21 protein-coding genes, 1 tRNA gene and 1 riboswitch are annotated in these 20,805 nt (G+C 69.9%); of the genes, 11 read left to right on the forward strand and 11 right to left on the reverse strand.

From position 1 onward, the window contains the following. Positions 1-115: 115 nt before the first annotated feature. Genes AC1DU4_RS01510 through AC1DU4_RS01520 form a run of 3 tightly spaced genes read left to right on the forward strand, consistent with a single transcriptional unit; the run spans position 116 to position 2,053 of the window. Complete coding sequence (locus tag AC1DU4_RS01510; RefSeq protein WP_477837285.1) at positions 116-952, forward strand: alpha/beta fold hydrolase; 837 nt, start codon at positions 116-118, stop codon at positions 950-952. A 44-nt stretch (positions 953-996) separates the two neighbouring features. Further along, entirely contained in the window at positions 997-1,620 is a 624-nt protein-coding gene (locus AC1DU4_RS01515; protein ID WP_477837287.1) for a dihydrofolate reductase family protein, read from the forward strand. Positions 1,621-1,627: 7 nt separating this feature from the next. After that, complete coding sequence (locus tag AC1DU4_RS01520) at positions 1,628-2,053, forward strand: HIT family protein (RefSeq protein WP_477837289.1); 426 nt, start codon at positions 1,628-1,630, stop codon at positions 2,051-2,053. Between the two features lie 88 nt (positions 2,054-2,141). Here the strand turns inward: AC1DU4_RS01520 and AC1DU4_RS01525 are convergent, their stop codons facing one another. The 4 genes from AC1DU4_RS01525 to AC1DU4_RS01540 are packed head-to-tail and all read right to left on the reverse strand — an operon-like array spanning position 2,142 to position 6,765. Beyond that, entirely contained in the window at positions 2,142-2,882 is a 741-nt protein-coding gene (locus AC1DU4_RS01525; RefSeq protein WP_477837291.1) for an ABC transporter ATP-binding protein, read from the reverse strand. After that, positions 2,882-4,684, reverse strand: coding sequence for a branched-chain amino acid ABC transporter ATP-binding protein/permease (locus AC1DU4_RS01530; RefSeq protein ID WP_477837438.1), 1,803 nt, complete (start codon positions 4,682-4,684; stop codon positions 2,882-2,884). Before AC1DU4_RS01530 ends, AC1DU4_RS01525 begins: the two co-directional genes overlap by 1 nt. 2 nt (positions 4,685-4,686) lie before the next feature. Then, positions 4,687-5,544: a branched-chain amino acid ABC transporter permease gene (locus AC1DU4_RS01535; protein ID WP_477837292.1), complete on the reverse strand. Its 858-nt coding sequence runs from the start codon at positions 5,542-5,544 to the stop codon at positions 4,687-4,689. Positions 5,545-5,550: 6 nt separating this feature from the next. Then, complete coding sequence (locus AC1DU4_RS01540) at positions 5,551-6,765, reverse strand: ABC transporter substrate-binding protein (protein ID WP_477837294.1); 1,215 nt, start codon at positions 6,763-6,765, stop codon at positions 5,551-5,553. Between the two features lie 230 nt (positions 6,766-6,995). Here AC1DU4_RS01540 and AC1DU4_RS01545 point away from each other — a divergent pair, with 230 nt between their 5' ends. Further along, positions 6,996-7,517, forward strand: coding sequence for a nuclear transport factor 2 family protein (locus AC1DU4_RS01545; protein ID WP_477837296.1), 522 nt, complete (start codon positions 6,996-6,998; stop codon positions 7,515-7,517). A gap of 123 nt (positions 7,518-7,640) precedes the next feature. Further along, a complete protein-coding gene (locus AC1DU4_RS01550; RefSeq protein WP_477837297.1) occupies positions 7,641-8,783 on the forward strand; it encodes an oxidoreductase in 1,143 nt (380 codons plus the stop codon). A 76-nt stretch (positions 8,784-8,859) separates the two neighbouring features. On the opposite strand, the gene AC1DU4_RS01555 is transcribed toward AC1DU4_RS01550, so the two are convergent. Continuing rightward, positions 8,860-9,468: a DUF4352 domain-containing protein gene (locus tag AC1DU4_RS01555; protein WP_477837299.1), complete on the reverse strand. Its 609-nt coding sequence runs from the start codon at positions 9,466-9,468 to the stop codon at positions 8,860-8,862. Between the two features lie 249 nt (positions 9,469-9,717). On the opposite strand from AC1DU4_RS01555, the gene AC1DU4_RS01560 reads away from it, so the two are divergent. After that, on the forward strand, positions 9,718-10,854 hold the full coding sequence (locus AC1DU4_RS01560) for a sensor histidine kinase (protein WP_477837439.1): 1,137 nt from the start codon (positions 9,718-9,720) through the stop codon (positions 10,852-10,854). A gap of 59 nt (positions 10,855-10,913) precedes the next feature. Then, the gene (locus AC1DU4_RS01565) at positions 10,914-11,576 is read left to right on the forward strand and encodes a response regulator (protein ID WP_477837300.1); all 663 of its coding nucleotides are present in this window, start codon (positions 10,914-10,916) and stop codon (positions 11,574-11,576) included. Here the strand turns inward: AC1DU4_RS01565 and AC1DU4_RS01570 are convergent. After that, a complete protein-coding gene (locus tag AC1DU4_RS01570; RefSeq protein WP_477837440.1) occupies positions 11,569-13,038 on the reverse strand; it encodes a sensor histidine kinase in 1,470 nt (489 codons plus the stop codon). The two genes, AC1DU4_RS01565 and AC1DU4_RS01570, sit on opposite strands and share 8 nt — an antisense overlap. 8 nt (positions 13,039-13,046) lie before the next feature. Beyond that, positions 13,047-13,763: a response regulator transcription factor gene (locus AC1DU4_RS01575; RefSeq protein WP_477837302.1), complete on the reverse strand. Its 717-nt coding sequence runs from the start codon at positions 13,761-13,763 to the stop codon at positions 13,047-13,049. Positions 13,764-13,881: 118 nt separating this feature from the next. Further along, a riboswitch (guanidine-III (ykkC-III) riboswitch) is annotated at positions 13,882-13,946 on the forward strand. Between the two features lie 16 nt (positions 13,947-13,962). On the opposite strand from AC1DU4_RS01575, the gene AC1DU4_RS01580 reads away from it, so the two are divergent. Further along, positions 13,963-14,277: a DMT family transporter gene (locus AC1DU4_RS01580; RefSeq protein WP_477837303.1), complete on the forward strand. Its 315-nt coding sequence runs from the start codon at positions 13,963-13,965 to the stop codon at positions 14,275-14,277. A gap of 64 nt (positions 14,278-14,341) precedes the next feature. After that, positions 14,342-15,133 (forward strand): ABC transporter, encoded by a 792-nt coding sequence (locus tag AC1DU4_RS01585; RefSeq protein ID WP_477837304.1) that lies wholly within the window; start codon positions 14,342-14,344, stop codon positions 15,131-15,133. Here AC1DU4_RS01585 and AC1DU4_RS01590 read toward each other — a convergent pair. From AC1DU4_RS01590 to AC1DU4_RS01605, 4 genes are all read right to left on the reverse strand, one after another. Next, the gene (locus AC1DU4_RS01590) at positions 15,130-15,852 is read right to left on the reverse strand and encodes a dienelactone hydrolase family protein (protein WP_477837305.1); all 723 of its coding nucleotides are present in this window, start codon (positions 15,850-15,852) and stop codon (positions 15,130-15,132) included. The two genes, AC1DU4_RS01585 and AC1DU4_RS01590, sit on opposite strands and share 4 nt — an antisense overlap. A 79-nt stretch (positions 15,853-15,931) precedes the next feature. Next, positions 15,932-16,351, reverse strand: coding sequence for a tail fiber domain-containing protein (locus AC1DU4_RS01595; protein WP_477837306.1), 420 nt, complete (start codon positions 16,349-16,351; stop codon positions 15,932-15,934). 11 nt (positions 16,352-16,362) lie between these two features. Continuing rightward, positions 16,363-16,524, reverse strand: a complete 162-nt coding sequence (locus tag AC1DU4_RS01600) for a hypothetical protein (protein WP_477837308.1) — start codon at positions 16,522-16,524, stop codon at positions 16,363-16,365. Positions 16,525-17,020: 496 nt separating this feature from the next. Next, positions 17,021-17,095 (reverse strand) — tRNA-Thr (locus AC1DU4_RS01605). A 157-nt stretch (positions 17,096-17,252) separates the two neighbouring features. Here AC1DU4_RS01605 and AC1DU4_RS01610 point away from each other — a divergent pair. Together AC1DU4_RS01610 and AC1DU4_RS01615 are read left to right on the forward strand one after the other, a co-directional pair. Continuing rightward, positions 17,253-18,080, forward strand: coding sequence for an FAD binding domain-containing protein (locus AC1DU4_RS01610; RefSeq protein WP_477837309.1), 828 nt, complete (start codon positions 17,253-17,255; stop codon positions 18,078-18,080). Beyond that, on the forward strand, positions 18,077-20,803 hold the full coding sequence (locus tag AC1DU4_RS01615; RefSeq protein WP_477837311.1) for a molybdopterin-dependent oxidoreductase: 2,727 nt from the start codon (positions 18,077-18,079) through the stop codon (positions 20,801-20,803). Before AC1DU4_RS01610 ends, AC1DU4_RS01615 begins: the two co-directional genes overlap by 4 nt. The last annotated feature ends 2 nt before the right edge of the window (positions 20,804-20,805 follow it).

The raw sequence follows: 20,805 nt of genomic DNA on the forward strand, positions 1-20,805 counted from the left end.
CACATGATGTGACCTACATCACATGGTGGTGGCGATGAGTGCCGGTGCCGACCGCCGTCTCTATTGCTGAACCCACCGCACGGTGAGAACAGAGTTCGACGAAAGGACTCAGATCATGGAATCCATCACCACGCCAGCCGGAATCACGCTCGCCTTCGACCGCTATGTCGGTGGCGATGCCGGAACAGTCATTCTCGTCGGTGGCGCATTCAGCTACCGCACCTTCCCGAAAATGGTGGAGCTGGCCCAGAAGCTGGCCGATGAATACCGTCTCACCGTCATCAATTACGACCGCCGCGGCCGGGGCGACAGCACCGATTCGCCGGGCGTGTACGACGTCGGGAACGAAATCGACGACATCGCCGCGCTGGTCGAGGCGACGGGTGGATCCGCCGCACTGTTCGGCTGGTCCTCCGGCGCGGGACTCGCCCTGCTGGCGGCCGCCTCGGGCCGGGTGCCCGGCATCACCAAGGTGATCGCCTTCGAGCCGCCGTTCGTCGTCAATCACGAGAACTTCGTTCCCGCCGCGAATCTCCATGTGACGCTGCACAAGCTGATCGCCGAGGACCGCCGCGCCGAGGTCGTGAAGTTCTACATGACCCACGCCATGGGCATGCCCCGCCCCTTCGTCGCCGTCATGCGGTTCACGCCGTTCTGGAAGAGCCTGAAGGCGACCGCCCCTGCGACGGCGCATGACTGGGCCGTCATGGGCGACTACATGCGCGGCGAACCGCTGCGCGCGGCGGACTGGTCCGACATCACCTTGCCGACCCTGGTCATCTCCGGCGGAAAGAGCGGCGATCTGCTGCGCACCGCCGCTCGCGCGATCACCGCGGTACTGCCCAACGCCCGGCACGTGGAGCTGGCCAAGCTGAGCCACAACCCGAACATCGCGCTCCTCACCCCGACTGCCGGCGAATTCCTCACCGGTACAGCAAAATACGCCGTCTGATCCGGGCCAAACCCGCACCCGACAACACCGCCAGGAGCACTCCTATGCGCAGAATCACCGCAGGCCTGTTCATTTCGCTCGACGGCGTCGTCGGCGAACCTCAGGACTGGCACTTCCCCTACTTCAACGACGAGATGGGTGCGGCCGTCGGCGAACAGCTCGCGTCCGCCGACACCCTGCTGCTCGGCCGCGAGACCTACGACAGCTTCGCCGGAGCCTGGCCGGGGCGGGAAGCCGCGGGCGGCGAGGACGCCGGCATGGCCAAGGCCCTCGGTGATGCCCGCAAGATCGTCGTCTCCCGTCGGGATCTCGAATTCACCTGGCGCAACTCCGAACAGCTGGCGGGCGATCTGGTCGACGCCGTCACCGAGCTCAAGCAGCAGCCGGGCGCGACGGACATCGCCATGAGCGGTTCCCCGTCGATCGTCCAGCAGTTGCTGGCAGCAGGGCTGATCGACGAGCTGCATCTGCTCGTCCACCCCATCGCACTGCGCAGCGGTAAGCGGCTGTTCGAGGAGGGCACGCCGATCCCGCTGCGCCTCATCTCCGCCCAGACGTTCACCACCGGGGTGCTGCACCTGATCTACACCTCCGCCGAAGCCGCGGGCTCCGCCGGCTACGAAGACGCCCGAGTGCATCTCGCCGCCGAAACGGCTCACCCGGCATAATCGCGGCATGGCATCCGTGTTCAGCATGATCATCGCCGGCGACCTCCCGGGCCGGTTCGTCTGGGAGGACGACGAGGTCGTCGCGTTCCTCACCATCAACCCGATCACCCAGGGGCACACGCTCGTCGTCCCCCGCGCGGAGATCGACCAGTGGCAGGACCTCGACGGCGAGGTCCTCGCCAAGTGCACCCGGGTCGCGCAGGTGATCGGCCAGGCGGTGCGCGCCGGCTTCGACGCACCGCGCGCCGGCCTGCTGGTCGCCGGGATGGAGGTGCCGCACCTGCACCTGCACGTGTTCCCCGCGTTCACCCTCCACGACTTCAACATCTCTGGGGCGGACCCGTCGCCGTCCCCGGAGTCCCTCGACGAGGCGCAGGCGAAGATCAAGGCCGCGCTGCGCGAGGCCGGCCACGGCGCGCACGTCCCCGCCTGACCGAATTCCCCCTCCCCACCCACCACACACCGCGACCCCGCACGGCTGCTGCCGTGCGGGGTCGCGGTGTGTGGTGGGGGCCGGTCGCTTAGGTCACCGACGACATGTCCGCGCGGCCGAGGTAGGCCTCGCGCAGGCTGTCCCGGTTCGTGATCGCCGCCACCGGCTTGTCCATGACGACCTTGCCCATGTCGATCACCGTCACGTGGTCGGCCACCGACAGCGCGGTGTCCACCTCCTGCTCGACCAGGAGCACCGCCAGCCCGCGGGCCTTGAGCGCCTCGACCTGCCGCAGCACGTCCTTGACGATGACCGGGGCCAGTCCGCCGGACGGCTCGTCGAGCAACAGAACCTTCGGCTGCGACATCAGCGCCTGCCCGATCGCCAGCATCTGCTGCTGACCGCCGGACATGGCCCCGGCCAACAGGTTCTTCCGCTCGGCGAGCATCGGGAACATGTCGTAGACGTCGTCGAGCGAGTCCGCCAGCTTGCGCCGGCCCAGCCCGCGGGAGAAGCCCCCGAGCACCAGGTTCTGGTCCACCGTCTGCTCCCGGAAGACCTTCTTGCCCTCCTGCACGTAGGCCAGTCCGGCGCCGACCCGCTTGTGCGCGGGCATCGAGGTGATGTCCTTCCCCTCGAGCCGGACCGTGCCGGCGCTCGCCTTGTTCAGCCCCGTGATCGCCCGCAACGTGGTCGTCTTGCCTGCGCCGTTGCGGCCCAGCAGCGCGGTGATCTTCCCCGGGAGCACCGTCAGGCTCACGTCGGTGACCACCCGGATGTCTCCGTAGCCGGTGGCCAGCCGCTCGACCGTCAATCCCTGTTCCGACATCAGGACGACACCTCCTCCACGCTGATCCCGAGGTACTCGGTGAGCACCCGGGGGTTGGTCTCGATCTCTTCCGGGGGACCCTGCGCGATGACCTCGCCCCGGGCCAGCACGTAGATGACGTCCGCGAGCTTGAGCACGAGGTCGAAGTTGTGCTCGACCAGCACGACCGTGCCGCCGGACGCCCGGATCTGGCGCACCAGCTCGGCCAGGCGAAGGATCTCGTCCTCGTCGAGTCCCGACGCGATCTCGTCGAGCAGCAACAACGCTGGCCGCGCCACCACCGCGCGGGCAAGTTCGAGCAGACGGCGGTTGCCCAGCGGCAGGTCCGACGCCTTCTCGTTGGCCTGGTCGGCCAGACCCACGAGGTCGAGCACTCGCATGGCCTCGGCCCGGTCGTCGCGAACGACCCTGCGGTACTTGGGTAGTCGCAGGATCGCGCTGACCATGGAGACCCGGTCGGTGCTGTACCGCCCGGTCTGCACGGACTCGAGGACGGTGATGTCCTCGGGGATGTTCGGGGTCTGGAAGGTGCGGGCCACGCCGCGACGCGCGACGGCGTCGGAGGTCAGGGTCTGCAGCTCGCCGTCGCCGAGCCGGATGACGCCGGCGTCGGAGCGGTAGAAGCCGCCGATCATGTTCATCAGCGTGGTCTTGCCGGATCCGTTGGGCCCGATCAGCGCGGTCACCTCGCCGGGGCGGGCCGTCAGGTTCACCCCGTTCAGCGCCTTGTTGCCGCCGAAGGCCTTCTCCAGCCCGTCGACCATCAGGAGCTGACCGTCGATCCGCCCACCGCCGGCGCCCGCCGCGGCCGGGTCGACTGCCGGTGTCGCCGGCACGTACCCCGCGCGACGGTCGAGCTTCTCGATGGCCAGCTTGCCGAACTTCGCCAGACCGCCGCTGAGCAGCACCCCGCCGATGATCAGGAAGATGCCGTAGAAGATCAGGGCGTAGTCCTGGAACTCGGTGGACTGGTTGGGGCCGAACTGCATGATCAGCGCGCCGGCCAGCGCGCCGTAGATGCTGGCCGAGCCGCCGAGGATGCTCGCCGCCAGCACGGTCATCGCAAAGGTGAAGCCGAAGGACATCGGCGAGATGTAGAGGTCGGTGTTGGCGAACAGCGCACCGGCCAGGCCGGCCGGGATGGCACCGATGGCGTAGCCGGTCAGCTTCATCCGGTAGACCGAGATGCCCTGCGCCGAAGCGAGAACCGGACTCTGCTTGAGCGTCCGGAATGCCACACCGTGCCGCGAGAGGACCAGGTTCCGCAGCACCGCGAACCACGCGATCATCACCACGACCACGACCACGTAGAAGCCGTCGGAGTCGATCACGGAACCGAAGAGGGTGGCCTGCTCCATCCCGCTGAGGCCGTTCTTGCCGCCCGTGGTCTCGCTGAAGATCGACAGGATGTCGGGGATCAGCAGCACAAGGAAGAACGACGTCATCGCCAACGACCAGCTGCCCAGGCGCAGGCCCGGGATGCCGGTGAGCAGGCCGACGAGCAGCGCGACCGCGCCGGCCGCGACGATCTGGACGATCAGGTCGGTGTGGCCGTGCACGGAGAGCAGTCCGGCGGTATAGGCACCGGCCGCGTACATCGCGGCCTGGCCGAGGGCCAGCTCACCCGCATAGCCGAGGCTGAGGTTCAGGCCGCTGACCACCAGCGCCAGGATGCAGGCCAGCTGCATGTTCCGGGTGGTGCTGTACCCGAGCCCGAAGGCCGGTAGGAAGATCAGCAGTACGCCGATCGCGAGCGGGAAGACCCAGCTGGGAATTCGCCGAATGGCCAGCCACGCGGACATGGTCACACCACCCTTTCCTTGACTTTGCCGAACAGACCGGCGGGCCGGATCATCAGGATCACGATGAGCACCATGAAGACCGTGAGGTTGCTGTACTGCGCGCCGAGCTGATAGGTCGCGACGGCCTCGATGACGCCGACCGACAGTCCGCCGATCAGCGCTCCGTAGAGCGAGCCGAAGCCACCGATGGCCAGGGCCACGAAGCCCTTGAGCGCCAACGACGTTCCGAGCGTCGCGACCGCGAAGGTCTTCGGCCCGACGAAGACGCCGAGCAGACCGGCGATGGCACCGGAGAGCAGGAACGCGGCAAAGATGAAGCCGCGCACGTTGATGCCCTTGAGCTTGGCGGCCTCCTCGTCCTCGGAGATGCCGATCAGCGCGAGGCCGTAACGGCTCATCTTGGTGAAGCGGCTGAGCACCACCACCAGCACGACGGCGACCACGAGCAACGCGATCTCCGCGGGATAGGTACGGCCGCCGAGGATCTCGACGACGTTGTTACCCCCGGCGAACGGGACGGAGAGCGGGTCCCGGCCCCAGATCAGCTGGGTGATCCCGTCGAGCAGGATCGAGACGCCGAGCGTCGTCACCAGCAGCGTGCGGTGATCGGAGACCGGCCGGATCGCCAACACCTCCTCGAGCCCGGCCACCACCGTGACGACGAGCATGGCCATGATCACCACGACCACCACCGGCAGGTCCAGCGTGACCAGACCCGTGTAGGCGACGAACGTGCCGAGCATCATCAACTGCGCGTGCGCGAAGTTGAAGGCCTTCGAGGAGATGTAGACGATGTTGTAGCCGATGGCCACCAACGCATAGACCGCGCCGAGCGCGAGTCCTGACCACAGAAGTGTCATCGGCGGTCAGGCCCCGCCGGCGGCCGGGTTCGCGAACTGCCCGTTGAGCAGCGGCGTGGGAGCGATGTAGGTGAAGGTCGAGGCGTCGGGGTTCGAGCTGTGGCTCTCGGCGCTGTAGTTCGGGACCGGGATCATCGCGGTCTTCGCCTGCTTCTGCACCTCGACGTCCTCGATGGCGTCGACCAGCTTGTCGAGGTCGGTGCCGCCCGCGCTCTCGGCGGCGGCGGCCACCAGAGGGATGGCGTCGTAGGAGGTCGCGACGATCAGCGTCGAGGCGATGGTCCCCATGCCCGCCATCGTGTCGACCGCGTTGTTGACCAGCGCGTCCGCCGGGTCGTACGCGGTGCTGTGGAACATCTGCATGACCATGTCCTTGGTCTGCGGGACGCCGAGGAAGCCGCCGGGGGGCGGGGTCGCGATCGACGACGTGCCGGCGACGGAGTTGTTGCCGACCAGCGGGACGTCCCAACCGAGCCGTTCGAGGCTCTGGATCAGGTAGCCGAGGGGCGCGCCGTACGCGTCGACGATCAGGGCCTTGGTGCCGGCGTTCTTGAGCGACTGCAGCTGCGCGGTCATGTCCAGCGCCGCGGTGTCGTACTCCTTGCTCTCGGTGACCTTGACGCCGGCGGAGCCGAGCGCCGCGACCATCGCGTTGCCGAAGTTCTCGCCGTAGGTGCTGTTGCCGTGGATGATCCCGACGTCCTGGTACTGCTTGCCGGCGACGAAGTCGGCGATGCCCTTGGCGTACACCTCGGCGCTGGGCGAGATGTCGAAGTTGTACGGCGCGGTCTTGGGGTCGGAACCCGACGCCGTGGGGCTGAGGGTGAACGACAGGATCCGGTTCTGCGTCAGGATCGGGACGGTCGCGGTGCCGACGGTCGAGGACCCCGTGTTGATGTAGAGGTCGGGCTTGGTCTTGCCCGAGGCGATCTCCCGCAGCTTGGAGACCGCGATGGTCGGGTCGCCGCCGTCGTCGAGGACGGTCACCTTGATCTGCCTGCCGCCGATGCCGCCGGACTCGTTGGCGATCTTGGCGCTGGCCTCGACCCCCAGCGCGGCGGTCTTGGCGTTCTTCGCCAGCTGGTCCGGACCGCTGATGGCGGCCGCCACGTAGACATTGAACTCACCGTTCGAGCCCGCGTCGGCGCCGCTCGAACAGCCGRCCAGGGTCAGCGCACCGGCCCCGATCAGGGCGAGCGTCGAGACTCTCAACTTCTTCACTTCGGACTCCTACCTGGTATCCGGGGCCGCAATACGGCCGACTCCGGAGGGCAACTGGACGTGGCGCGCCTGGCGACCACTCGGCCGATTCGCGCACCCCAAGCAAATGATTGGCAGACCACCAATCAAGCGCTTGGTAGATCTAAGCGTATGATCTACGTCATATCAACCGGTTGCCCGGGACCAGAGCCGCCGGCAACCAGAAGCACCGCGACTGACCAGGAGAAACAGTGACCGGAACCGGATCCGATCCCACCGAATTGGCCGGCCAACTCGCCGATGTCGAGGCCATCAAGCGGCTCTTCGCGGCCCGACTGCGATGCATGGACACCAAGCAGTGGGACCGCTACGCGTCGTTCCACACCGACGACATCGTCAGCCAGTCGTGGGGCGGGCTGCCGGCGGACAAGCAGCCCGGGACCGACGGCGAGGTCAACCGGGTGGTCGGCGGCGAGGCGCTCACCCGCGCCATCAGCCGGCTGCTCGACGGCCCGGTCTTCGTGACCACCGTCCACCACGCCCACTGCCCGGAGATCACCCTCACCTCGCCGACCACCGCGACCGGGATCTGGTCCATGGAGGACAAGCTCTGGTGGTCCGACGAGACCACCGAGCACCACCTGCACGGGTACGGCCACTACCACGAGACCTACCGCAAGGTCGACGGCGAATGGCTGATCAGCTACCGCAAGCTGACCCGCCTGCGCGTCGACGAGACGCCCGGGTTCTGGTCGTTCGTGGAGGAGTTGTGAGCACCCCGGGGCGAGCCTCGCGAGGGCTGACGCGTGGGTCACGCGTCGACGTCCGACCGGCCTCGGGTCCCGCTAACCGGGATTCGGGATGCAAACGCAGCGCACGAGCGATTGGTTGTTAGCGTGACCACCACTGCATCCCCGCTCCACCAGCCCCTGCGCATCCGTGGGCTCGAGCTGCCCAACCGCATCGCCATGTCCCCGATGACCCGCACCTTCTCCCCCGGTGGGGTGCCGACCGAGGACGTCGCGCAGTACTACCGCCGCCGGGCTGAGGGCGGCACCGGGCTGATCGTCACCGAGGGCGTCGGCATCGACCACCCCAGCGCGATCGACCACCCGGACGTGCCGAACATGCACACCCCCGCGGCCCGCGACGGCTGGCGGCGCGTCGTCGACCAGGTGCACGAGGCCGGCGGGCGGATCGTCCCGCAGCTCTGGCACGTCGGGCCCCTCTTCGGCGCGATGACCGACATGCCGCACATCGCACCGATGCGCCCGTCCGGGGTGTGGGGCACGCCCGGCGTCACCTCGTACCCGCAGGGGTACGTCGACCGGGCCGTGCCGGAGACCGCCGCGATGACCGAGGACGACATCGCCGCCGTCATCGCCGCCTACGCCGACGCCGCCCGCACCTCCGTCGAGCTGGGCTTCGACGGCATCGCGATCCACGGCGGCCACGGCTACCTGCTGGACTCGTTCCTGTGGTCCTCGACCAACCTTCGCGACGACGCCTGGGGCGGAGACCTGCAGCGCCGCACCGCGTTCCCCGTCGCCGTGGTCCGCGCGATCCGGGAGGCCATCGGCGACGACCTGCCGATCGTCTACCGGTTCTCGCAGCACAAGCAGCAGGACTTCACGGCCCGGATCGCGGAGACCCCCGAGGAGCTCGGCCTGATCCTGGGCGCCCTCGTCGACGCCGGCGCGGACGTCCTCGACGCCAGCTCGCGCCGGTTCGACGCGCCCGCGTTCGAGGGCAGCGACCTGTCGCTGGCCGGCTGGGCGAAGAAGACCACCGGGGCGATCACCATGAGCGTCGGCTGCGTCGGCCTCGGCAAGTCGCTGCGTGACGGGCGACTGGCCGGCGGCAGCGTGGAGAGCGTCGACAACATCGCCGAGCTCGAACGCCGAATCGGGACAGGCGAATTCGACCTCGCCGCCATCGGCCGTCTGCACCTGGCCGACCCGCGGATCACGGAGACGCTGCGCAACGGCGGCCCGCTGCCGACCTTCGACCGCGCGGTGCACGAGTCCGTCCTAACCTAGGCGGCTCCGCCGCCCGTGAGTCCTTCTGTCCCCATGCGGACCAGAAGGACTCACGGGTCAGGCCGGGCGGGCGGTCCTAGATCGTGTTGATCCAGGCGACCCGGTCGGAAGACAGGGAGAAGGTGTCCTTGAACAGCACGACATAGGTTCCGGACGCGGCACCCTGGCGAGCGTCGAAGCAGACGCTTCCCGATGCCTGTCCACCCGGCGCCAACTGTCCGGACTCCAGCAGTTCGTGGTCGGGGGCGTAGGTGGCATCGCGGATCGCGCCGTTCGCGTCCTGCATGCTCCAGTCCATGTAACCGTTGAAGTCGTTCTGCTTGTCACCGACGTTCTTGATGGTGACGGTGCTGCACATGTAGTCCCCGATGACGCTGCTCCCCTGCTCGAGCGGCGTCACGGTGTAGGCGAGGCCATCCCGGGTGATCGTGTCGCCGGCCAAGGCGGAGGTGTCCTTGGCGAGCTTGCCCGGGAAGTCCGGACCGCTGTTCGCCGCGGGAGCACCGCCGCCGTTGCTCGATCCCGAACTGACGGTGGCGCTCTCGTCACCGCCGACTGCGGAGACCATCGCCGCGGTGCAGCCACCGAAGAGCAGCACCGGGATGCCGATGACGATCCACGGCCAGATCCTGCGCTTCTTCTTCGCCGGCGGCTGCGGCGGGTAGGGGTGATTCGGGTCGGTCATCGGTGAGCTCCTTCGCGGCGGATTCGGTAGTGCTCACAGCTCACTCGACCAGCGGGCGCGGCGCCTCGTCCGATCGGACGGAGTGGGTCGTCCTTTCGGTCTGACCTCGTCCCGGAACTCCACCTTTCGGGTCCTGCCGGACCGTCGTGGTCATTGCGTAGCCTCCATTCGGTGACTGCGAACACCGAGATCATCCGTCGCCGCGCCTGGACGACGGGCGCGGTGACACTGAGCGTGTTCTGCACCCTGATGGCCCTCGGGCTGTCCGGCGACTCGGGTAACGTCCACACCCTGAACCTCGGCCTCGGGTTCCTGCTGAACCTCGGTGCCGCAGCAGCGTTGGTGTGGCGCCATGAGCGCCCCTGGCTGGTCCTCGCGCTGGCGCTGGTGGGGCCGCTGTTCTTCTCCACCGACGCCACGGCGGCACTGATCGTGCTCTACGCGATTGCGAAGACCGAGCGGGGCGAGCGACTGGCTGCCGCAACGATCGCGGTGTTCCTGGCGTGCGGCGCCTCGCTGACCTACGACGCCCACCGCACCCGCGACAACTCGGTTCTGACGATGGCCGCCACAAGGCCAGAGGAGGGTGCACCGAAGCCGGAATGGGATATCGCACTGTGGATTCCATGGTTTGTCGCCGCATTGCTGGTCGCGCTCGTGGTCGGCGGGGCGATGCTCAAACACACTCGGTCCGAGTTGGCCGAAGCCGAGTACAGCCGCGACGTCGCGACCGAGCAGACCTCCGTGATGCGCGATGAGGTGATCCGGACCGAGGAGCGCACCCGCATCGCCCGGGACATGCACGACACCCTCGCCGCGAGCCTGAGTCGTATCTCGTTGTTCGCCGGCGCGCTCCAGGTCAACGGCGCCGACAACCCGGAGAAGGTCGCCAACACCGCCTCGATGATCCGCTCCACCGCGCACGACGCACTCGACGATCTCAAGCACATCGTCGGAGTGCTCCGTGGATCCGCGTCGGCCGGCGCCCGGCCGAGCGGACACCAGGGCATCGACAGCGTCGCTGAGCTCGTGCAATCCGCGCGCGCCGCAGGCCTGCACGCCACCCTGTTCACAGATCTTCGACCCGGCGACGTCGGGACGGTATCCGGCCACGTCACCTACCGCGTGGTGCAGGAATCGCTCACCAACGCCCAGAAGTACGCGAGCGACCAGACCATCCGCATCGCAATCAGCGGCGCCGCCGAGCTCGGCATCCGAATCGACATCCGCAACACCCTGAGCGCACAGCCCCCGACTGTCCCGCCCGGGTCAGGGTCTGGCCTGCGCGGGCTCTCCGAACAGACCCGCGACATCGGCGGCACCCTCAACGCCGGAGTACTCGGCACCGAGTTCGTCGTCGACTGCTGGCTCCCCTGGTACGCCTGAACAGAACGCACCCGCCCTCCTGATCAGCCTGTGCCGCCGGGTAATAGCCTGACGGCACCATGACTGCATCCGACGTCATCACCGTGCTCATCGTCGACGACGACCCGTTCGTGCGTCGTGGAGTGGCCGACATCTTCGCCGCCGCCGACGACATCACCGTCGTCGCCGGCGTCGATGACGGGGACCAGGTCCCCGCCGCTGTCTCGGCCCACCGCCCCCGCGTGGTGCTGATGGATCTGAAGATGCGGCGCGTCGGTGGTCTCGAGGCCACCCGCCACCTGATGACCCTTCCGGATCCGCCTCGTGTGATCGCGATGACCGCGATGGACGTCGACGACCTCGTCATCCAGGCAGTCACCGCCGGAGCCCACAGCTTCCTCTCGAAGGACGAAGCCCCCGAGACCTTTCACCAGTCGGTGCGCGCGGTGGCCGCCGGCAACACCCTGTTCAGCCAGGAGTCACTGCGGCGCATCGTCGTCGGGACACCACCGTCACCCACGATTCCAACGGCGGCGCCGGTCAATCTGGGAACGCTCAGCGAGCGTGAACGTGAAGTACTACGGGCCCTGGCAACCGGTGCGTCGAACGCCGACCTCGCCGCCGCCCTGTTCCTCAGCGAAACCACCGTCAAGACCCACATATCCTCGATCTTCACCAAGCTCGGCACCCGCAACCGAGTCGAGGCGGCACTCACCGCGTTCCGGGCGGGCCTGGTCACTTGAGCTCCGGGTCCGCCGACCGCGAGGCCGTACGCGAAGGCGACGCCGCCACGTCGGCGTCAGCGCCTCCATCGGCACGCGGCAGCAGCACCCGGAACACCGCGCCGCCCGCCGCGGGCGAGTCCACGGTCACGGTGCCGCCGTGCGCGGCGACGAGGGCCGCCACGATCGACAGGCCCAGGCCGCTGCCCCCGGACTCCCGGGTGCGTGAGGTGTCCGCGCGGTAGAACCGCTCGAAGACCCGCTCGCGGGCCTGCTCGTCCAGGCCCGGACCCGTGTCGGCGACCTCGAGCAGCGCGTGCGGCCCGACGGTGCCGACGCGCACGGTGACCGAGGCCGAGTCCGGGGTGTGCCCGAGCGCGTTGCTCACCAGGTTGGTCAGCACCTGCCGTAGCCGCGCGTCGTCACCGAGCACCTGCGGGCAGCCCGGCCCGTCCACCACCTCCAGCGCGATCTCCCGGTCCGGGGCGATCGCGCGGGCGTCGTGGACGGCGTCGGAGGCCACCGTCAGCAGGTCGACGTGCTCCCGCGCGAGCGGTCGCTGCGCGTCCAACCGGGCGAGCATCAGCAGGTCCTCGACGAGCAGACCCATCCGCGACGCCTCCCCCTCGATCCGCGCCATCAGCATGTCCGTGTCGGTGGTCGCGCCCTGCCGGTACAACTCGGCGAAGCCGCGGATGGTGGTCAGCGGGGTGCGCAGTTCGTGGCTGGCGTCGGCGACGAACCGGCGCATCCGGTCCTCGGAGCGCCGGGCCGACTCCTCGGACGCCTCGGTCGCGGCGAACGCGGTCTGGATCTGGGCGAGCATCCCGTTGAGCGCCACCGACAGTCGGCCGACCTCGGTCCGCTGGTCGCGCTCGGGGACCCGGCGGTGCAGGTCCCCCGCCGCGATCGCCGCCGCCGTGTGCTCCACCTCCACCAGCGGACGCAGGCTGCGGCGCACCACCAGGTAGCCCGCGACGCCGAGCACGCTGAGCACCACGACGCCGATCCCCACCTGCAGTCCGACCAGCCGTTCCACGGTCTGGTCGACGTCGGCGAGCCGGATCGCGACCGTGACGGCGCCCTCGGGGGTGACGGCGGTCAGGGCCCGCCAGTGCTGGTCGGGGTGCCCGATCGAGCCGACCGTCACCGGGTCCGGGCCGGGGTCCGCCGGCAGGTCCGGGTCGAGCTTGCCGTCGTTGATCGGCGGGTTCACCGTCCCGTCGTTCGTCACCGTGCGCACGTAGAACTGGGTGGGCGGCCGGGCGGGTCCGGCCTCGCCCGGCGGCGGCAGGGGCCGGTCCCCCCGCGGCTTCGCCCAGCCGTGCGCGGCGTCGCGCAACGTCGCGTCGGTGCGGGCGATCAGGGAGTTCTCCAGGGCCGAGGTCACCGCGACACCCGACGCCAGCAGGCCGAGACCGGCGAGCACCAGCAGCGCGGCGACGAGGGTGAACCGCAACGGCATCCGGCGCAGCGGACGCATCACGCCGCCTACCTGGGCTCGCGCATGACGTACCCGACGCCGCGCAGCGTGTGGATCAGCCGGGTGTCCCCGGTGTCCACCTTGCGCCGCAGGTACGACACGTAGGACTCGACCACCCCGACCTCGCCGCCGAAGTCGTAGTGCCACACGTGATCCAGGATCCGCGGCTTGCTGAGCACCACGCCCGCGTTGACCATGAAGTACCGCAGCAGGGTGAACTCGGTCGGCGAGAGCGCCACCGGCTCGCCGGCCTTCCACACCTCGTGGGTGTCGTCGTCGAGTTCGATGTCGGCGAACCGGATTCGGGACGGCGGGGCGACGTCGCCGTCCCGGGAGGCGCGGCGCAGGATCACCCGCAGCCGCGCGACCACCTCTTCGAGGCTGAACGGTTTGGTCACGTAGTCGTCCGCGCCGAGGGTCAGCCCGGTGACCTTGTCGTCGACGGCATCCCGCGCGGTGAGGAACAGCACCGGCGCCTCGACGCCGTCCGCGCGCAGCCGGCGCAGCAGGCCGAAGCCGTCCATGCCGGGCATCATCACGTCGAGGATCAGGGCGTCGGGCCGGAACGCCCGCGCCCGGTCCAGTCCCTCCGCGCCGTTGGACGCGGTCGCCACCTCGAATCCCTGGAAGCGCAGGCTCACGGACAGCAGTTCGACGATGTTCGGCTCGTCGTCGACGACCAGCACCCGGGCTTCGGTTCGGTTGGCACTCACGTTCCCCATCATCACCGCGGGCCCTGTCCGCCGGCTGATGGTTCGCTGGGAACTTCCTGTGAGCCGCGCGGCGACCGCCGGGACAGATTGCTCACAGTGGCTTCGGTTCGACCGTGAGCTGTTGCTACGGTGGTGGCGTCACTCTGACACCCCGGACGAGCGCACCGTACCCGGACAGCGACAAGACGGTGCCTTGGGAGAATCAGTCACCATGGCATGGATCATTCTCGTCATTTCCGGTGTCCTCGAAGCCGTCTGGGCCACCGCCCTCGGCAAGTCCGACGGCTTCAGCCGTCTCGCACCCACCGCGGTGTTCGGCGTCGCGCTCGCCGCCAGCATGGTCGGCCTCGCCTACGCCATGCGCACCCTGCCGATCGGCACGGCGTACGCGGTCTGGGTCGGCATCGGCGCCAGCCTCACCGTGGCCTACGCCATGGTCACGGGCAGCGAGTCCGCGTCGGTGGTGAAGGTCCTGCTGATCCTCGGCATCGTCGGCTGCGTCGTCGGGCTCAAGGTCCTGCACTGACAGGCCCTGCGTCGGCGCCGCTCGGAGCCCGAATTGTCCATCGGCACCGGGCTACAGTTACCGCATGAACCTGGTGGCGCTCGTCACACTGCCGGTCCGGGCGAGTCTCTCACTCGCCGACTCGGCGCTCGGCGTTGCCGAGACCGCGCTCAGTGCCGCACGGCTGATGTTGTCGGCGTCCTCGGGCGGCGGGGCATCCTCGGCCAACCCGTCGGGCCCGTTGAAGCTGCTGCAGCAGGTCGCCGAACTGGCCTCCGACCAGCGACCGCTGGGCCAGGCGATGCGGCCCGGCGGCCCGCTGGACCGGCTGCTCGAACCGGGCGGCGTGGTGGACCGGCTGACCGCCCCCGGCGGCACCCTCGAGCGGATCATCGAGCCCGGCGGGCCGCTCGAGCGGGTGCTCGCCACCGGCGGGCCGGTCGACCGACTGCTCGACGAGGACGGCCCGGTCGAGCGCCTGCTCGCCCCCGGCGGCCTGCTCGACCGGCTCACCGCGGAGGACGGCCCGCTCGAACGGCTCACCGCCAGCGCCGGACCGCTCGAGACCCTCACCAAGGAGGGCGGCCTCATCGACCGCGCGCTCGAGGAGGGCGGCATCCTCGAGACGCTGCTCGCCGAGGACGGCGCCGTCGAACGCATCATCGCCGAGGGCGGCCCGCTGGACCAGATCGTGTCGCTGTCGGAGACGCTGGCGGCCCTGGCCCCGAACCTGGAGAAGATGGGCGACAGCATCGAACTGCTCCGCGAGACGGTCGGGGTGCTCAGCTCCGCGGTCGGGCCGCTGGGCGACCTCGCCGGCCGACTGCCCGGGCGGTGGCTCAAGGGCGGCCGCGCCAACGGGACCGAGCTGACCTAGCTGCCGGGTTCCGCCGGCGGCGACGGCAGGTGCGCGTCGAGGAAGGCGAAGACCCGGCGCCAGGCGTCCTCGGACTGCTCGGCGCCGTAGCCCATCCCGACGACCCGCAGCAGCGGCGCCGCGGACCCGACCGGGAACTGGTTCGCGAAACTGTGGCCGACGCCGGGGTAGGTCGCCACATCGTGCGGCACGTCCAGGCGCTCGAGCGCGGCGGTCAGCTTCGGCCCGGCGGCGCGCAGGATCGGGTCGCGGGCGCCGAAGCTCGCGACGATCGGGCAGGCCCCGCCGAGCGCCTCGTCGAGATGCCGGGGCAGCGGCCCGTAGAAAGGTGCCGCGGCGTCGAAACCCTTGGGCGCCATGACCAGCGCGAAACCTCCGCCCATGCAGAAGCCCACCACGGCGACCGCCCCGTCGCAGTCCGGTCGGGCGAGCAGCATCTCGCGGGCGGCGTTCAGGTCGTCGATCGACCGGCCGTGACGCCGGATCAGCTCCCGGAAGGTCCGCGTCACGCAGCGGACCATGCCGCCACGCGAGTAGAGGTCGGGCGCGAGGGTCAGGTAGCCGCGGTCGGCAATCCGGCGGGCGATGCCCCGGATGTCGCGGCTCAGCCCCAGCGCGTCGTGCACCACCACCACGCCGGGCCACGGACCGGCCCCCGCCGGGACCTCGAGCACCGCGCCGATCGGCCCGCCGGGTGCATCGATCGTGGTCTCAGGCATCACGGGTCTCGGACCTCTCGCTCCTTCGCCGAAAGGCGGTGTCCGACAGAGGGTAGTGCCCGAATCCGCGTTCCGCGGCTCAAGGCTCCCGGTCGACCGACCCGGGCGGCGCGGCACGCAGCTCGGCCAGTTCGGTCTCGACCGCGACGAGACGCCGGTAGAGCGCCTGGACGCTGGCCATGCAGACGCCGTTCGCGTCGACGACCGCGATGGTGCGATCGCTCGACCCCAGCCCGAAGGTGTCGGCGAAGTCCTGCGCCATCGGACCGAGGTGCCGCACCGAGTCGTGGTCGAAGCGGTAAGTCCACACGCTGACGGGCAGGGTCGCCAACCGCTCGAGGACCTCGTTTGCGCCGACGGGGACGGGCCGGGCACCCGTGACCCCGCGCCTGTGGGTCAGGTGCGAGTGCAGCCAGGCCAGCGGGTGCCGCGCGAGGGCGGCACCCGAATCTCGGTCGGCGTCCTCACCACGATCGGGGAGGATCGCCGCATCGGTCACCACGTACCCGGTCAGGGTTCGAGCGGGCGAATGTGATGCTTGGCCTTCACGTCACTGAGCAGGATTCCGACGCCGGCACCGAGCAGTCCGATTCCGACACCAACCGCCGCACCGGCAAGCCCGAGTCCGATGCCGATCGCGGCACCGCCGAGTCCGATCACGAGTCCCAGCATGATTCCTCCAGAGATACCGTCGGGACAGATGCGGAACGACCTCGACGGGTTGCTCCGCAAGAGTGGAGCACTGTCCACGCTCGTCTTCCCACCTGCCGAATGCAACAGACCGGGGCCGGGAAGTGCCCGACGGCCGATTCTCGGCAGATGTGCACGACTCGGAGAGTGTCGACCACCGACCGGCGACCGCGCCCACCGAACCCGCCGTCCGGGCACCCCAGAAGAGTTGGACGTCCGTATAGTGGCTGGTCAAAGCGATTTACGCTATCGTCACCGACTGCACCGCCCGCCTCCTGCACGGGCGGTGCAGCCCCGGCCGGTCCAGCCCTCTCTGCGGCCCGCCGGGGCCTCAGACTAACTCCGCCGCCCCGCCGGTGCGAGGCCAAGAATTGACCGCCCGGCGTCCCGCTCCCGGCCGCGTTCGACCGCCGCGTGGCCACCGGAATCGACGAAAACGGGCGCCCCAGCATTTCTACTGGCAGACGCCCGTTTCCGGTGGAGCCTCCTGTCGGGATTGAACCGACGACCTTTCGCTTACAAGGCGAGTGCTCTACCACTGAGCTAAGGAGGCGGACAAAGCGCGCCCATCATATCTGCCCGACCCCACGGCGGGTTAACCGACGGCCATAGGCGCCGATCCGCCCGGGCGTCGTCGCCTCAATCAGCGACGCGGGACGGACAGGCTCGGATACCGTTACACGACGCATGCCCTCGACGGGAGCGCTCCGATGGACCTGAACAGCATCACCGAAGTCGTCCGGCGACCGTTCGATCGCCCCGGCTCGCAGTGGCGGGGCGGGGACACCTGGCTGGCCGGCGGGACGTGGCTGTTCTCCGTCCCGCAGCCCGACTGCCGCCGGCTCGTCGATCTCACCACCCTCGGCTGGGACGCCCTGACGGTCACCGACGCCGGCCTCGAGATCGGTGCGACATGCACCATCCGCGAGCTGTATGCGTTTGCGCCGCAGCGTGACTGGCCCACGGCCCCGCTGCTCGCCACGAGCTGCGAGGCGTTCCTGTCCTCGTTCAAGGTCTGGAACGCGGCGACGGTGGGCGGCAACATCTGCCTGTCTCTGCCCGCCGGCCCGATGATCACGTTGACGGTGGCACTCGAGGCCACGTACACCCTGTGGGCGGCCGACGGCACCGAGCGCACCGTCGACGCGGCCGACTTCGTCACCGGCGACCACCGGAACGTCCTCGAGCCCGGCGAGATCCTGCGGCGCATCGACATTCCGGCGGCGGCCCTGCGGAGACGGCACGCGCACCGCCGCTTCACCCTGACCCGGCTGGGCCGTTCGACGGTGTTCCTCGTCGGCACCCGGGCGACCGGCGCCGACGACCTGCGGCTCACCGTCACCGCCGGCACCACCCGGCCGCTGCGGCTGGCGTTCGAGGCGATGCCCGACGCCGCGGAGCTGCGGCGGCGCATCGACGCGCTGCCCGGCGACGTGTGGTTCGACGACCCGAACGGCTCCCCCGACCACCGCCACCACCTGACCACGCACTTCGCCGAGCAGATCCGGGTGGAGCTCGCCGCGGGAGACCGGCCGTGACGTACACGGTGAACGACCGGACCTTCGACGAGCAGCCCGGGCCCGGACAGTGCCTGCGCACCTTCCTGCGCGCGCTCGGCCACTACGGCGTAAAGAAGGGTTGCGACGCAGGCGATTGCGGGGCCTGCACGGTATGGCTCGACGGCGATCCGGTACACAGCTGCATCACCCCCGCGTTCCGCGCGGACGGACACCCGGTGACGACGATCGAGGGCCTGGGCACTCCCGAGAATCTGCATCCGATGCAACGGCAGTTCCGCGACGCCCCGGGCTTCCAGTGCGGCTTCTGCACCGCCGGCATGATCATGACCTGCGCGAGCCTCACCGACGCGCAGAAGGCGGACCTGCCGCGCGCACTCAAGGGCAACCTCTGCCGCTGCACCGGCTACCGGTCGATCGAGGRCGCCGTGCACGGGGTCGCCGCGATCGAGGTCGCGGAGCCCGGCCGCGCCGTCGGCACCAGCGTCGGCGCCCCGGCCGCCACCGACGTGGTGACCGGCCGCGCCGAGTTCACCATGGACACCCAGATCGAGGGCCTGCTGCACCTGAAGGTGCTGCACTCGCCGCACGCGCACGCCCGGATCGTCTCGATCGACAAGTCCGTGGCGCTCGCGGTGCCCGGCGTGCACCGCGTCTACACCTGGGAGGACGTGCCGCGGAAGCGCTTCACCACCGCGATCCACACCGACCACCTCGTCGACCCGGACGACACCTACATCCTCGACCACACCGTGCGCTTCGTCGGGCAGCGGGTGGTCGCGGTGCTGGCCGACACCGTCGCGGCCGCAGAGGAGGGCTGCCGCCGGGTGGTCGTCGAGTACGACGTGCTGCCCGCGGTGTTCGACCCCGAGCAGGCGATGGCCGACGGCGCGCCCGCGCTGCACGGCTCGCACGACCCGTTCGTCCGCGATCCCGTGCACAACGTCCTGCTCGAACTGCACGGGCACGTCGGCGACGTCGAGGCCGGGTTCGCCGAGGCCGACGTGATCCACGAGGGCACCTACTTCTCCCCGCGCGTGCAGCACGCGCACCTGGAGACGCACGGGTCCATCGCATGGATGGAGCAGGGCCGCCTGTACGTGCGGACCGGCTCCCAGTCGCCGTCGATCGCGAAGGTCAAGCTGGCCCACCTGTTCGCCCTGCGTCCCGACCAGCTGCGGGTGTTCTGCAAGCGGGTCGGCGGCGGATTCGGCGGCAAGCAGGAGGTGATCTCCGAGGACCTGGTTGCCCTCGCCACGCTGGACACCGGGCGCCCGGTCTGCCTCGAGTTCACCCGGGAGGAAGAGTTCACGACGGCCTCGCCACGACACCCGATGACGCTCACCGTCCGGCTCGGCGCGAAGGCCGACGGCACCCTCACTGCGCTGCAGGTCCGCAACGTCTCCAACACCGGCGCCTACGGCAACCACGGTGGCGAAACGCTGTTCGCGGGCGGGGCGGCAGTCTCGATCTACCGCTGCCCCAACAAGAAGTACGACGCGTACTCCGTCTACACGAACACCGTGCCCAGCGGCGCGCTGCGCGGGTACGGCATGACCCAGCCCGCGTTCGCGGTGGAGTCCGCGATGCACGAGCTGGCCGTCGCGCTCGGCATGGACCCGCTCGAGCTGCGCCGCCGCAACATCGTGCGCCCCGGCGATTCGCTCGTCGCGTTCGAGGACGGGCCCGACGACGTCGTGTTCGCGGAGGACGGGCTAGGCAAGTGCATCGACCTCGTCGACGGGGCGCTGCGGGCCGGCGGCCTGGAGCCACCGGACGGCGACGACTGGCTCGTCGGGACCGGGACCGCGAGCTCGCTGCACGAGACCGCTCCCCCGACCGAGCACATCTCCGAGGCCTGGGCCACCCTCGGCGACGACGGTGTCTACGAGCTCGCCGTCGGCACCGTCGAGTTCGGCGAGGGCACCTCCACCGCGCACGTGCAGATCGCGGCGAACCAACTCGGGACCACGCCGTCGCGGGTGCGTCTGGTCCAGTCCGACACCGACCGAACGGGTTTCGACACCGGCGCCTTCGCCAGCGCGGGCCTGTTCGTGTCCGGCAACGCCGTGCTGCGGGCGGCGGACGCCCTGCGCGACCGGATCCTCGCGTTCGCGGCCGCGCGGGCCGGCGTCGACGTCGCCTCCTGCGCGATGGACGACGACGGCGTCGTCTGCGGCGGCACCCGCCTGTCGCTGGCCGAACTGGTGGATGCGGGCCGCAGGCGCGGCATCCGGTTCACCGCGGCACGCAAGGCGTACGGGTCACCGCGCAGCGTCGTGTCCAACACGCACGGATTCCGCATCGCCGTGCACCGGGTGACGGGCGAGGTCCGGATCCTGCGCAGCGTCCACGCCACCGACGCCGGGGTGGTGATCAACCCGGCGCAGGTGCGGGGCCAGGTCGAGGGCGGCGTCGCGCAGGGCATCGGGTTCGCGCTGACGGAGAACTTCCACGTCGACGGCGGCGGGGCGATGGCCAACCCGAACCTGCGCAACTACCGCATCCCCACCTACGCCGACGTGCCCCGCACCGAGGTGCTGCTGGTCGACTCGGCGGACTCCGTCGGGCCGATGCGCGCGAAGGGCATGGCGGAGTGCTGCATCAACCCGGTGGCGCCGGCGCTGGCCAACGCCCTCGAGAACGCGACCGGGGTGCGCTGCCGGGCGCTGCCGCTCACCCCCGAGCGCATCTACGGCCGACTGGGCGGGGCGCCGTCCCACCGCCCGCCGGCGCAACCGTAGGA

The organism is Rhodococcus sp. P4_F5, assembly GCF_056401315.1.

What these genes read in the sequence shown, in the direction of transcription:
- AC1DU4_RS01510 (WP_477837285.1), top strand. Translation starts at nt 116, where the DNA reads ATGGAATCCATCACCACGCCAGCCGGAATCACGCTCGCCTTCGACCGC.
- AC1DU4_RS01515 (WP_477837287.1), top strand. Translation starts at nt 997, where the DNA reads ATGCGCAGAATCACCGCAGGCCTGTTCATTTCGCTCGACGGCGTCGTC.
- AC1DU4_RS01520 (WP_477837289.1), top strand. Translation starts at nt 1,628, where the DNA reads ATGGCATCCGTGTTCAGCATGATCATCGCCGGCGACCTCCCGGGCCGG.
- AC1DU4_RS01525 (WP_477837291.1), bottom strand. Translation starts at nt 2,882, where the DNA reads ATGTCGGAACAGGGATTGACGGTCGAGCGGCTGGCCACCGGCTACGGA.
- AC1DU4_RS01530 (WP_477837438.1), bottom strand. Translation starts at nt 4,684, where the DNA reads ATGTCCGCGTGGCTGGCCATTCGGCGAATTCCCAGCTGGGTCTTCCCG.
- AC1DU4_RS01535 (WP_477837292.1), bottom strand. Translation starts at nt 5,544, where the DNA reads ATGACACTTCTGTGGTCAGGACTCGCGCTCGGCGCGGTCTATGCGTTG.
- AC1DU4_RS01555 (WP_477837299.1), bottom strand. Translation starts at nt 9,468, where the DNA reads ATGACCGACCCGAATCACCCCTACCCGCCGCAGCCGCCGGCGAAGAAG.
- AC1DU4_RS01560 (WP_477837439.1), top strand. Translation starts at nt 9,718, where the DNA reads ATGGCCCTCGGGCTGTCCGGCGACTCGGGTAACGTCCACACCCTGAAC.
- AC1DU4_RS01565 (WP_477837300.1), top strand. Translation starts at nt 10,914, where the DNA reads ATGACTGCATCCGACGTCATCACCGTGCTCATCGTCGACGACGACCCG.
- AC1DU4_RS01570 (WP_477837440.1), bottom strand. Translation starts at nt 13,038, where the DNA reads ATGCGTCCGCTGCGCCGGATGCCGTTGCGGTTCACCCTCGTCGCCGCG.
- AC1DU4_RS01575 (WP_477837302.1), bottom strand. Translation starts at nt 13,763, where the DNA reads ATGATGGGGAACGTGAGTGCCAACCGAACCGAAGCCCGGGTGCTGGTC.
- AC1DU4_RS01580 (WP_477837303.1), top strand. Translation starts at nt 13,963, where the DNA reads ATGGCATGGATCATTCTCGTCATTTCCGGTGTCCTCGAAGCCGTCTGG.
- AC1DU4_RS01585 (WP_477837304.1), top strand. Translation starts at nt 14,342, where the DNA reads ATGAACCTGGTGGCGCTCGTCACACTGCCGGTCCGGGCGAGTCTCTCA.
- AC1DU4_RS01590 (WP_477837305.1), bottom strand. Translation starts at nt 15,852, where the DNA reads ATGCCTGAGACCACGATCGATGCACCCGGCGGGCCGATCGGCGCGGTG.
- AC1DU4_RS01600 (WP_477837308.1), bottom strand. Translation starts at nt 16,524, where the DNA reads ATGCTGGGACTCGTGATCGGACTCGGCGGTGCCGCGATCGGCATCGGA.
- AC1DU4_RS01610 (WP_477837309.1), top strand. Translation starts at nt 17,253, where the DNA reads ATGGACCTGAACAGCATCACCGAAGTCGTCCGGCGACCGTTCGATCGC.